The sequence below is a fragment of the Zhouia spongiae genome, from assembly GCF_022760175.1.
GTDB lineage: Bacteria > Bacteroidota > Bacteroidia > Flavobacteriales > Flavobacteriaceae > Zhouia > Zhouia spongiae.
In genome coordinates, this window is sequence record NZ_CP094326.1 from 1202724 (window position 1) to 1215295 (window position 12572).

General features: G+C 37.3%; 12 protein-coding genes and 1 tRNA gene. 4 read left to right on the forward strand and 9 right to left on the reverse strand.

The genetic code is table 11. The features are described from left to right. Positions 1-290 precede the first annotated feature (290 nt). From MQE36_RS05240 to lepA, 4 genes are all read right to left on the reverse strand, one after another. Complete coding sequence (locus tag MQE36_RS05240) at positions 291-497, reverse strand: hypothetical protein (protein WP_242938122.1); 207 nt, start codon at positions 495-497, stop codon at positions 291-293. A 4-nt stretch (positions 498-501) separates the two neighbouring features. After that, positions 502-1893, reverse strand: a complete 1392-nt coding sequence (locus tag MQE36_RS05245; RefSeq protein ID WP_242938123.1) for a radical SAM protein — start codon at positions 1891-1893, stop codon at positions 502-504. Further along, a complete protein-coding gene (locus tag MQE36_RS05250) occupies positions 1874-2623 on the reverse strand; it encodes a prolipoprotein diacylglyceryl transferase (protein WP_242938124.1) in 750 nt (249 codons plus the stop codon). The genes MQE36_RS05245 and MQE36_RS05250 overlap by 20 nt, the downstream gene beginning before the upstream one ends. Before the next feature lie 201 nt (positions 2624-2824). Beyond that, entirely contained in the window at positions 2825-4621 is a 1797-nt protein-coding gene (gene lepA / locus MQE36_RS05255) for a translation elongation factor 4 (protein WP_242938125.1), read from the reverse strand. Positions 4622-4894: 273 nt separating this feature from the next. On the opposite strand from lepA, the gene MQE36_RS05260 reads away from it, so the two are divergent. Continuing rightward, positions 4895-7306, forward strand: coding sequence for an outer membrane beta-barrel protein (locus tag MQE36_RS05260; RefSeq protein WP_242938126.1), 2412 nt, complete (start codon positions 4895-4897; stop codon positions 7304-7306). Between the two features lie 211 nt (positions 7307-7517). After that, the gene (dusB, locus tag MQE36_RS05265; RefSeq protein WP_242938127.1) at positions 7518-8513 is read left to right on the forward strand and encodes a tRNA dihydrouridine synthase DusB; all 996 of its coding nucleotides are present in this window, start codon (positions 7518-7520) and stop codon (positions 8511-8513) included. A gap of 7 nt (positions 8514-8520) precedes the next feature. Here dusB and MQE36_RS05270 read toward each other — a convergent pair whose 3' ends face one another. After that, on the reverse strand, positions 8521-9648 hold the full coding sequence (locus MQE36_RS05270) for an ABC transporter permease (RefSeq protein ID WP_341461491.1): 1128 nt from the start codon (positions 9646-9648) through the stop codon (positions 8521-8523). 78 nt (positions 9649-9726) lie between these two features. Then, positions 9727-10119, reverse strand: coding sequence for a 30S ribosome-binding factor RbfA (gene rbfA / locus MQE36_RS05275; RefSeq protein WP_242938129.1), 393 nt, complete (start codon positions 10117-10119; stop codon positions 9727-9729). A gap of 75 nt (positions 10120-10194) precedes the next feature. On the opposite strand from rbfA, the gene mce reads away from it, so the two are divergent. Both mce and MQE36_RS05285 read left to right on the forward strand, forming a co-directional pair. Next, positions 10195-10596 carry a methylmalonyl-CoA epimerase gene (gene mce / locus MQE36_RS05280; protein ID WP_242938130.1) on the forward strand — a complete coding sequence of 134 codons (402 nt, stop codon included), beginning with the start codon at positions 10195-10197 and terminating at the stop codon, positions 10594-10596. Positions 10597-10707: 111 nt separating this feature from the next. Beyond that, positions 10708-10781 (forward strand) — tRNA-Ile (locus tag MQE36_RS05285). Positions 10782-10888: 107 nt separating this feature from the next. Here the strand turns inward: MQE36_RS05285 and MQE36_RS05290 are convergent. Genes MQE36_RS05290 through MQE36_RS05300 form a run of 3 tightly spaced genes read right to left on the reverse strand, consistent with a single transcriptional unit; the run spans position 10889 to position 12528 of the window. Next, positions 10889-11425: a hypothetical protein gene (locus MQE36_RS05290; protein ID WP_242938131.1), complete on the reverse strand. Its 537-nt coding sequence runs from the start codon at positions 11423-11425 to the stop codon at positions 10889-10891. After that, on the reverse strand, positions 11415-12185 hold the full coding sequence (locus tag MQE36_RS05295) for an ImmA/IrrE family metallo-endopeptidase (protein ID WP_242938132.1): 771 nt from the start codon (positions 12183-12185) through the stop codon (positions 11415-11417). Before MQE36_RS05295 ends, MQE36_RS05290 begins: the two co-directional genes overlap by 11 nt. Then, the gene (locus tag MQE36_RS05300; protein WP_242938133.1) at positions 12175-12528 is read right to left on the reverse strand and encodes a helix-turn-helix domain-containing protein; all 354 of its coding nucleotides are present in this window, start codon (positions 12526-12528) and stop codon (positions 12175-12177) included. The genes MQE36_RS05295 and MQE36_RS05300 overlap by 11 nt, the downstream gene beginning before the upstream one ends. Positions 12529-12572: the final 44 nt, after the last annotated feature.

The window sequence follows — 12572 nt, forward strand, 5'->3', positions numbered from 1 at the left end:
TGATACCAAAAAGCCTCAGAAAACGCATTTTAAGTGGTTTAGCTTCACTCATAAAAAGTAAGTTATTTGTTATGAATCACTTAAAGATATAAAAAACTTCGTCTTTAAACGAGATTTTTTACGCGATAATAAGGATTTAATCCCGGGAGATTGCCCTGGAGGAGCTGACTTGTTTAGTGAGATTTAAACACTACATTTCCACAATTGTTTAATTATTCCGGAGCTATTGTTATATAGCTCAGCATATCCATTTCTCGTTAAAAAACTTTGTCGGGCAGCCGCTCACAGACTCAATAGCCAATCATAATAGAAGCACATAAACCAAGACCGATTATCAGGTAGGTTACTGCCAGAATGTAAAAAACTTTAGCTGCTTTTTTATTCTTTCTGAGGATGATCCCGATCAAAGTAAGCATAACGGGCGGACCGAACATAACGAGAAATATTAAAACAAACAGCCCATCCAGGTTACCCACTTCGAGTGCTATATTTTTCATATTATTAAATGTTATTTCTAAGTTCGTTCAATAATGTTTGTTTGTCATCCCTGTAAAAGAGGTTCATCGTTTCAAACGGAATGATCTTATAATCTTTGTTAACGATATGTACACAAGATTTTTTAATAGCCCTCACATCAAAATTATGGGCATCTATAAACTGCATGATAATGACTCTGAACAAGTTATCATATGTTAAGTTAGGGGCATCGATTTCGGGCAGACAGCACATGATTGATTTTAAGTTATCTTCAGCTACTTCAACAGAATTTCCGGTACTGAACAAATCGATCATTTTACCGTGAAGTGCTTCATCCTGTTCATATACAATCGTGTTTTTACTGTTGTCTAATAAATCGGTAGGGTTGATATAGCGGGTTAACGGAAATACTTCTCCCCCCAGTTTTAACGCATAACCCATGACCAGGGCATCCGGATTGCAGGGCACGGGAATCAGGTCGTCTTCGTTGAATACCTGACTTTGTTCGAGTATTTTTCTTCTGGTTTCCGTAAGGGTAATGCGGTTTAAACCGGCTTCAAAATTATCTAGTCTTCCCGCTATCTGGGTGGGCTGAAAAGTAACACCCCGCACACATTTCTGTTGCAAACCATAGTCGATGATCTTACCCGTTTCATGATCGTTCAGTCCTTTCTGGAGCGTTACAACCAGTGTTGTTGACAGGTTGACCTCGTTTAAGTTTTCAATAGCTCTCTTTCTGATTTCAGTAAGATCGGCCCCTCTGAGGGTCACCAGGTTTTCTTTTTCGAAGGAATCGAACTGAAGGTAGATTTCAAAATCGGGAGCATAGCCTTTTAACCGGCTTACAAAACCCTTGTCTTTCGCTATTTTAATACCATTGGTGTTTACCATCAAATGCCGTATCGGTAAGGTCTTAGCGTAATCTAATATCCGAAAGAAGTCGGGGTGGACTGTGGGTTCTCCCCCACTGATCTGCACCACATCGGGCTCTTTTTCGTTTTTAACGATGGTATCGAGCATTTTCTTCACTTCCTCAAAAGAGCGGTGTCTTCCATAGTGTGGAGATGATTCCGCATAACAGGTAGGGCATGTTAGGTTACAACGATCTGTAATCTCTATAATGGTGAGGCAGGAATGCTGCTCGTGGTCCGGACATAAGCCACAGTCATAAGGGCAACCGTAATGCGTTTTCGTGTTAAACGTATAAGGCATTTCAGAAGGCTTATTATAGTTCCTGATATTCTTATAATATTCGATATCGTCGGCAATAAGTACTTTAGAATTTCCATGTTCCGGACATCTTTTCAGCATATAGACATTATCGTCTTCAAACACTATTTTAGCATCGATACGTTTTAGGCATTCCGGACAAAGGCTGAGGGTAAAATCGTAATAGTTATATTTTCTTTCGGGCATAGAAGAGGTATTTTATAATGGTTTTATGGTAATAAAGCAGGCAAATAATACAAAGCCATTGTATGCTGCTCAGCCCTATCACAAAAAACAAATTAGGTTTTAAAAATTCAATAACAAAGCGGAAGGCAAAATAAGCAATCATAAAGAGTTTAAAGAGCGTTCCTGAGTCAGTTGCCAGCCTGGGTTTTACTTTATAAAAAACTATAAAAAGCAAGGCAAGAAAAAACAACTCATACAGTGCCAGTGGGTGTCTGTACAGGTTATCGCCAAGATTCATTCCCAGAAAAGAAGTAGTTTCTTTACCATAGGTAAACTCATTGGTGCCTGATAAAAAACATCCGATCCTGCCGATAAAAATTCCAAGAATAATTGGAAGTACAAACAGATCGCCGGACGATTTTTTTTCGCCGATTATTTTCTTTGTCACCTCTACCCCCAAAAGTCCGCCAAACAAACCACCCATAATGGTTTTAAGGTTGAACAGCTGAAAGATCGATATGTGATTACTGTCGAATACAGGGTTTTCCAGGAAACCCATCAGGCGCGAACCGATAAGGGCTCCTATGGCTGCTCCCAGTATGATACTGAGCCGGTTATTCGTGTTTATAGAATCTCCTTTGCTCCTTAAGTAGATATAATAACGGAAGGCTATAAAAAAAGCCAGGTACTCGAAGATTAAATGTATGTTAATGGCGTAGCCAAAAGGTTTAAAAACAAAAGGGAGTTCCAACAAAAGTTTTTTATAAAGATAGCAATTCCTTTAGGAATATTTCACAAGGACAAGCGTCGGAGCATTTAAATCCCGATGATCGAGTAAACTACCTCGGAGCAAGCTCACGATAGCTATGCGCGATAAATTTCGATAATCGGGTAAAACAAAAAAGGGAAATGAATTCATTTCCCTTTGCTGTCGTTATAATGCAAGACTTTCTTAGTCGTTTAGTTTTAATACAGCCATGAATGCCTGCTGAGGTATCTCTACATTCCCCACCTGGCGCATGCGTTTTTTACCTTTTTTCTGCTTTTCAAGAAGCTTACGCTTACGCGAGATATCACCACCGTAACACTTGGCCGTAACATCTTTACGAAGAGCTTTAATGGTTTCTCTCGATATGATTTTTGCTCCGATAGCAGCCTGAATCGGAATATCAAATTGCTGACGTGGTATAAGCTCCCTAAGCTTTTCACACATCTTTTTACCGATGTTATGGGCATTATCCATATGTACAAGAGCCGATAGCGCATCTACAGAGTTGGCATTGATCAGGATGTCTACCTTAACCAGTTTGGAAGGACGCATGCCAATTGGAGAATAATCGAAAGAAGCATATCCTTTAGAAACTGTTTTTAACCTGTCGTAGAAATCAAATACGATTTCTGCCAGCGGCATATCAAAACTCAGTTCAACACGTTCAGGTGTTAAATAAGTCTGGTTTGTTATAACCCCTCTCTTTTCTATACAAAGTGACATTACAGGGCCGATAAAATCAGATTTTGTAATGATGGTAGCTTTAATAAAAGGCTCTTCTACACGGTCTAGTTTAGACGGATCAGGAAGGTCTGACGGATTATTAACAATAATTACTTCGTCGGGTTCTTTTTTAGTAAAGGCATGGTAACTAACGTTTGGCACTGTAGTAATTACTGTCATGTCAAACTCGCGTTCCAGTCGTTCCTGAATAATTTCAAGGTGTAACATTCCCAGGAAACCACAACGGAAACCAAATCCTAATGCCGCAGAACTTTCGGGTGTAAACACCAACGAAGCATCATTCAACTGGAGTTTTTCCATGGCGCCTCTCAGTTCTTCATAATCTTCCGTATCAACAGGATAGATACCGGCAAAAACCATTGGTTTTACATTTTCAAAACCTTCGATAGGCTTATCACAAGGGTTTTCAGTACTGGTAACCGTATCCCCAACTTTAACTTCACGGGCATCTTTAATACCCGTAATAAGGTAACCTACATCTCCTGATTTTATAACGTTCTTGGGTTGTTGTTTTAATTTAAGGGTACCGATTTCATCGGCGAAATACGACTTGTTTGTAGCCATGAATTTAATCTTCTGGCCCTTTTTAATTTCACCGTTAATAACTCTGAAGTAGGTTTCAACACCCCTGAAAGGATTGTAAACCGAATCAAAGATCAATGCTTGTAATGAGCCATCAGGATCTCCCTTCGGAGCCGGTACACGTTCTATAATAGCTTCCAGGATTTCTTCAATCCCAATACCGGTTTTGGCACTGGCAGGAATTACCTCAGAAGGATCACAGCCTATAAGGTCTACAATATCATCGGTTACTTCTTCCGGGTTGGCAGATGGAAGATCTACCTTATTGAGTACCGGAATAATTTCAAGGTCGTTTTCTAAAGCCAAATACAAGTTAGAAATCGTTTGTGCCTGAATACTCTGAGCAGCATCAACCACCAACAAGGCACCTTCACATGCAGCAATAGAACGCGAAACCTCATAAGAGAAATCTACGTGTCCGGGAGTATCGATTAGGTTTAAAACATATTCTTCCCCTTTGTAGGTGTACTCCATCTGGATGGCGTGACTTTTAATGGTAATACCACGCTCGCGCTCAAGATCCATGCTGTCTAAAAGCTGGTCTTGCTTCTCACGCTCAGTCACCGCTCCCGTAAAATCCAATAAACGGTCTGCCAGAGTACTTTTACCGTGATCAATATGTGCTATTATGCAAAAGTTTCTAATGTGCTTCATCTGCTGTTTTTTATTGCTATTCTGATTTTTACGGTATTTTTAATAAATCTTTCTATTCGTTTTCAATTTCAATAAACCTCCGCAAAAATTAAAAAAGCATACTATGGTTGAATCTGCAAATATACATTATTTTCAAGAGGAAAAATAGTGGGTTACCGGTATAAAAGAATTGCATATAAACAGCATGTCTACAGAAAATTCTTAAGACTTTGTTTGAGCGATGATGAAATATTATTATTTTTAGTCAAAATTTGACAACCCTCATCTTAACCTATGCTTAAAAACGTAACGAAACTGATAAGTTATATCTTTGTTTTGTCATTGTACCACGGCTATGCCCAGGAGTTCTACATAAGTGGTAATATTACTGCCGAAGACCATGAACCACTGGTCTATGCCAATGTTTTTTTGTTGAGTAGTACTGATTCAACTATGGTGAAAGCAGTATCTTCAGACGCTAAGGGAGCTTTTGTTTTAGAAAAGCTGGAAAAGGGAAACTATATTTTAAAATCCAGTTATGTCGGGTATAAGGAACATTTTTACGATTTGTCGCTTGATGGGTCAAAAAAAGGAATAAACCTTGTTTTGGTTAAAATAATTGAAGAGTTAGAAGGAGTCGTTGTCAATCGGCCAACCATAGAAAGAAAAGCAGACCGGTTAACCTTCAATGTAGCAAATACATCCCTTTCAAATGTATCTTCTCTCGACATTATCAGGCAAACACCGGGTGTTATAGTAAACAATGGTTCTATCCTTGTAAAGAATACATCGGCCAGCGTTTATATCAACGACCGCGAAGTATACCTGTCCGGAGAAGAATTAAGCAGGTTGCTCGCCAATTATTCAGGCTCGAACATACAATCGGTTGAGGTGATTACCAATCCTTCCGCAAAGTACAATGCAGAAGCCGGTACAGTAATCAATATAATCACTTCAAAAAGTATATCAATAGGATACAAAGGAAGCATTGAAGGGCGATGGACCCAGGCAGTGTTCCCTAAATATGCACTCGGAACCAGTCATTACTACAAAGGGAATACAGTAGATGCCTTTCTTAACTACAGTTACAATCCCGGAAAAGAATATAAGCACGACGACAGTTATGTAAACTGGTTTGATGGAGATAATCCGGATGGAAGCTGGGAATCGGATTTTAAAAAAATCACACATTCATATGCCCATCAGGTAAATGTTATCTTGGACTTTAAACTGAACAAGAAAAGCCATTTAAACCTGAGCTCTCATATATGGTATGCACCAAACACCACTTTAGAGAATAAGATGAGGACCCGGGTTCTTGATGTAAATAAGAACCTGGATTCTTATTTCCTGACAAACAGCGATATTAACAATGATAAGTCGAATATGTCATTTACCGGGGATTATGAATTGAAAATAGGACAAAACGGTACAAAGATGGATTTGGTCAGTGAGTATATTTATTATCAGAATGATCAGGATCAATATTTAGAAACAAATTATTTTAATCCTGATGATAGCCATAGTAATATGAGAAGCTTCGATTTTACAGCAAAGCAAAAAAACAACATCTTTACCCAGGGAGTAGATTTTTCGATTCCCATTAAAGAGGCGCTCATAGAAACCGGGGCTAAATACAATTCTCATAACAGTAATAGTTATGTGATTTATGCCGGAAATGTCGTTCCGTTAAATGTAGTTGATGATCATTTTAAATATAAAGAATCTGTTTATGCCGGTTATGCACAGTACAGTAATGACTGGGACAAATGGTCATTGAGCACAGGAGTCAGGGGAGAATATACAGATGTAGAAGCAAACTCTATCGCTCTGGGCGAGATTAATACCAGAAAGTATTTTGAACTTTTTCCAACGGCAAACGTATCTTATAGCCCTTCAGAGAACCATCAGTACAGCGTTATGTATAAGAGAAGCCTGGAGCGTCCGAAATATAGTAGTTTAAATCCGTACAGGTATTATTCTAATGAAAATCAGTATATAAGCGGAAATCCCCGTTTAACACGCGCAATTGATAATAAAATAGCTTTTGATTATACTTACAAGGGGAAATACATCTTTTCGTTATACTATCAGAATATTAATAATAATCTTTCGAGACTGATCTTTCAGGATAATGAAAACCGAACATCATTGGAGTCTATTTATAATATAGAACAGGAGTTTCAATATAGTTTGGACTTTACTTATTATGGCTACATAACCGATTGGTGGTATTTATATACATATATGTCTGGTTTTTATATAGAAAACGAATTTACAGCCATTCAGAGTGGTCATACGATGCAGAGAAATCATACCTGGGGTTATTTAGGACAGGCTTATAACCAACTTAGTCTTTCTGACGATGGAACACTTAATACAAATTTTACGTTGTATTATTTGTCGAATTTTATAAGCGGATCGTATAAAATGAAAAACCAGTTTTATATAGATCTGGGGGTTACCAAAACATTGTGGGATAAAAGAGCCGACATAAGTTTAAATATTACAGATTTGTTCAATACAAATAAGATGTGGCTTCGGTCGCGGTATTTAAATCAGGATAATGGATTTATAGCCAGGCAGGAGAACAGAAGTATAAGCCTGGGTTTTAAATATAAGTTCGGTAATTTCAGGCTGTCTGACAATAACAGAGAAACCAGATCGCAGGAACAAGACCGACTGGAAGAGAAATCGGTATTGTAAATGCAGTTCCTAAAAATCAGCAATTCAGCCTTTTACATTTTAAAATAAATACATACCTCCCTGCTATAGAAAACTAAAATTTTTCAGAAAGGATACAAATGTTGTTTTCACCCCGGGAATGTCTGCAATTTTTATCATGGAGTGTAAGTATAATTTCCAACGAAAAAATTTTATGTACCTTTGCACCTCTTAAAAAAGAATGTAAGATACTGTGGCTAAGATAGGTAACATAGAATTAGGTGATTTTCCATTATTGCTGGCACCCATGGAAGACGTGAGCGACCCTCCTTTCAGGGCATTATGCAAAGAAAACGGGGCAGATGTGGTATATACTGAGTTTATTTCTTCTGAAGGATTGATCCGCGATGCCGCCAAGAGCGTTATGAAACTCGATATTTATGAGAAAGAACGCCCGGTGGGAATTCAAATCTTCGGGGCGGAAATGGATTCTATGTTAGAAGCGATCGATATTGTTGAAAAATCTAATCCCGATATTATCGATATCAACTTTGGATGCCCGGTTAAAAAGGTGGTGTGTAAAAATGCCGGAGCAGGTATTTTAAAGGACATCCCGCTTATGGTGAAGCTTACCGAAGCGATGGTTAAACGTACAAAACTGCCCGTAACCGTTAAAACCCGGTTGGGGTGGGACAGCGAATCGATTCAGATTGTAGACGTTGCCGAACGATTGCAAGATGTGGGCATACAAGGTATTTCGATACATGGCAGAACCCGGGTACAGATGTATAAGGGTAATGCCGACTGGAAACCGATCGCGGCAGTAAAGAACAATCAGAGGATGCATATCCCTGTTTTCGGGAACGGCGATGTAGATTGCCCGGAAAAGGCCGTAGAAATGCGTGATGAATATGGATTAGACGGAGCTATGATCGGGAGGGCGAGTATAGGGTATCCGTGGTTTTTTAATGAAGTAAAGCATTATTTTAAAACCGGTGAGCACCTCGCGCCACCTACTATAGCCGAACGGGTTAAAACAGCCCGCCGCCATTTGGAGATGTCTGTTGACTGGAAAGGTGAAAAATTAGGAGTCCTGGAAACCAGGAGACATTATGCTAATTATTTTAAAGGAATACCAAACTTTAAACCGTATCGTCAGCGATTGGTTACATCAGACGATGCCGTAGATGTATTTGCTACGATGGATGAGATTATTGATACTTTTTCTGATGTAGAATTTATGGTTTAACGCTACTTTAGTCGATCAGCTTTTTACTGATTCGCAGCGATGCTATTTTAGCAGCAAGATAGCCCAGAATAATGATGGTCAGGAATACCACTACAAAATTCATTATTGTCAGGTCCATCGGATAAGGTAATGAAGGCGTGATCATAAACCAGCCAAAGGTTTTTTGTGTCCAGGTAAGCATAAACCCGATCAGAATCCCAATACAACCACCAACGGCAGAAACCAAGACCCCTTGATAAAAGTATATTTGCCGGAGTTCTTTTATGGTAACACCAAGGCTGTATAGCGTTTTAAGGTTCGCTTTTTTGTCTAAAACCATCATGATGATGGCTCCGACTAGGTTAAAAAGAGCGATAATGAGGACTAACGTAAATATCAGGTAAATAGCAAGGTTCTCCGTATTGAGCATTTTATACAAGGTAGCATTCAGTTCGGCTCTTGTTTTAACCTGTACCTGGTTGTTAAAAATCGCTGTAATCCCGGCTTTTACCGTTTCAGCATCAACCCCGTCCTTTAGCTTGATGTTTATACCACTTACCTCGTCGGCAGAACGTTCTAAAAGACTTTGAACGGTGCTGAGGTGTGCAAACACATATTTTTTATCGAGGTCTTCATTAATAGCGTATACTCCGCTTATAGAGGTATAAGCAGTATTGTAGGGCTTTTTTTGTGATGCCCTGATGGGGCCCGACCCGGGTTTCGGAGCCATAATAAGTAAGGAGTTCAGCCGATCGTTAACAGCTAACCCCAGGATGTTTGCAATTCCTATACCGGTAACTACCTGATCTGGATAAATATTCAGCCACTCTCCTACATAAAGGGTACTGTCGGTTTTGGTAACCGCATTGTAATTTTCATCGACCCCTTTTATATAGGCTACGTGGTTTTTTTTGTCATGCATTAAAAAAACCCGTTCTTCTAATTCTTTCGAATACGAGGCAATGCCATCAACAGCACTCAATTTATCAGTAGTTCCTGTATCAAAAGACAGAACCTTTCCGTTGGCTGGTACAATTTTAAGATCAGGATCAAAAGCATTAGTAAAAGAAAGACTAAAAGTCTTCAGTCCCGAAAAAGCAGATAAAACGATAAAAAGAGAAGCAGCCCCGATAACAATTACCAAAAAAGTAACCATATTGATAATGTTTACAGCATTTTGACTGCTTTTAGATATCAGGTAACGTTTTGCTATGTAAAAAGGGAAAAACAACTATTATGATTTCTTTCTTTGTTCTAAAAGGTCCGGGTTCTGTAGCGGATTATCTTCACCTTTTAGAGAACGGTCAATCTGATCGATATATTCTAAAGAATCATCAATAAAAAATTCGAGTTCAGGTATTCTTCGTAATTGGTTTTTGGTTCGTTGAGATAATTCATGCTTTACCTTAGGTTGAATAACGCGAATATCGGCCAGAATCTCTTTGTTATTAGTATTCGGAAAAATACTGAGATATACTTTGGCAATAGAAAGGTCTACCGTAACTTTTACTTTAGTTACAGAGATTAAGGTTCCTCTTAGTCCGCTGTCATTAATGGCTCGTTGTAAAATATCGGCCAAATCTTTCTGTATAACCCCTGCTATTTTTTTCTGTCTGTGTGATTCCATACTGCAAAAATACAACAATAAAGATTACACTATAAAAGTATTAACTTTGAGATTGGAAAAGAAGTTTAAAAACAGATGAAAAAAATAGAGCATTTAGGGATTGCAGTAAAAGATTTAAAGGTTTCGGGTCCATTGTTTGAAAAGCTTTTAAATACGGAAGCCTATAAAACAGAAGAAGTGGAGTCAGAAGGAGTAAAAACGATGTTTTTTAAAACCGGCGAAAGTAAGATAGAGCTTTTAGAAGCTACAAAAGCAGACAGCCCGATTGCTAAGTTTATAGAAAAGAAAGGAGAAGGAATTCATCATATCGCTTTTGATGTAGAAAATATTGAAGCAGAGACAGAGCGGCTGAAAAACGAAGGGTTTATTGTTTTGAATGAAATTCCTAAAAAGGGAGCTGATAATAAGAAGGTTGTATTTTTACACCCTAAATCTACCAATGGCGTGCTGGTAGAGCTGTGTGAAGAAATTAAGTAAATTACCTCGGAGCAAGCGTCAGAGTGTATTAAATCTCACTTAGTGAGTAATTATTAAAAAAGGCTTGCAGTATTATAAAAATAATAGTAATATTGCACTCCAATTTTAGCCGGTCCTATAGCTCAGCTGGTTAGAGCACCTGACTCATAATCAGGGGGTCCCTGGTTCGAGCCCAGGTGGGACCACTGGTAATAAATGTAAACCCTTCACTATTAGATAGTTGAAGGGTTTTTGTTTTGGTGTGTACGTTCAAATGAGCGTATTTTTAAATAAATGTAAGATAGTTAAGTGATTATTTTATATGAGAAAAATCCCTTGGTTTATAGTCATTCATTTTATTTATACCTAAGTAGTTTTTATTTGATTTAATATTTTTTTTAATAAAATTGTTGCACCTTTCCTCTGTAAATAAACCTGTCTGGTATGCTCTATATAGAAAGTCTGCGGTAGTCAAATAAATTATGTTATGGAGTTGGCAGTAATTACCAATATCACTTAAGTTATTACTTGCGAGAACGTTTTTATTATATCTGGCAACAGCCATACATGCGCTTTCTCCTTCTCCTTTAAATAATACACTTTTTATGTACAAATACTCTTTTCTTATTGAAGTATCATGCTCTGGAAAAGGGATAACATCTAAGAGATTGAAATTAATTAAGTTGTCAACTTCTGTTTTTTTCTTAGGCCATCTTTCTAATTCAGAATAAACTTTATCTAGAATTTTAATGGGAGTTTTAAATATTTTACCAAGTAATAAAATTTCCCCGGCATTAATAAAATGTGAAACAACATCAGCATCTATTAAAATAATATTTTCATGCTTCATATTCTTCACCGTCAAAATCTTCACTTAATTTTTCTATACTTTCAGCATTTAAGCCAAGGTCAAATAAGAGACTAAAATAATGACTTTCGGATATAGCGTTTGATTCAAATAGTTCTCTGGCTAAACTTCCATAATCTCCAATGAAAAGATTATGATTTCCTTTTTCATACAAAGTTGTGTCATAACCATATTGGAAAGCACTTAGTTTAACATTAACTCTTAACTCATCATAATACTTTTGGGAGATATACCCGAGTTTAAAAAGTCTATAAAGTAGTGCTGCTCTTGAACAACCAAAAAAATGTTCAATTTTAAGTATAGTCTTTAACTTTATTTTATCCTTTACTATTTCAGTATCTGGAATCAAACTCTCAATACCGGAGGTTGGTAATAAAAGAAAAGCAGCAAACCAATCAGCGTTAAATTCTTCAGGATCTTTTGTATTAAATTTACCAGTATTGCAAAATCTGGAAGTGAATTTTTCTTGAACAAAAAGATGATATAATTCGTGACAAACTGTGAAATGTTGCTTTCCAATGGGGTGATTACTGTTAACCAAAATGAATCTGAAAGGTGATGACTTATCTTTTTCAATTTTAATAGCCATACCAGAAAAACCATCACCAAGTGGTTTAAAAATTGTAATAACATTGAGTTTTGTTAAAACACTTCTTAAATGGATGGAGTCATCTAAACCTACTCCAATAAAATTTCTAAATTCATTAGCTCTTTTTTCAAGAACCTTAATATTACTTCTCATTGAATCTTTCAAAGAAATTTTTCATATTGACATAGTTCTTTACAATTTTTTTGAACTTCGCAATTTCTTCCATGTCAGATTTGGTAAAATCATCTGCTCTAAAAGCAAACGATAAATCTGTAACAAGGTTTTCACGATTTTCTTCAAAAAGGATATACTCGTCTACACCAAAAAAATCGGCTGCCTTTTTTAAGATATCAAGAGGAACAGTTCTTTTTCCATTCTCATAATAACTTACCTCTTCTCTTGTGATACCAAGGTAATTAGAGAACGTTTCTTGGGTCATATCAAATTGTTCTCTGAACAATTTGATATTCGTCCCAACTACAGAATTTCTATTCATAGACATTACACATGATTGGTGTTACAAAATTATACATTTTTTTC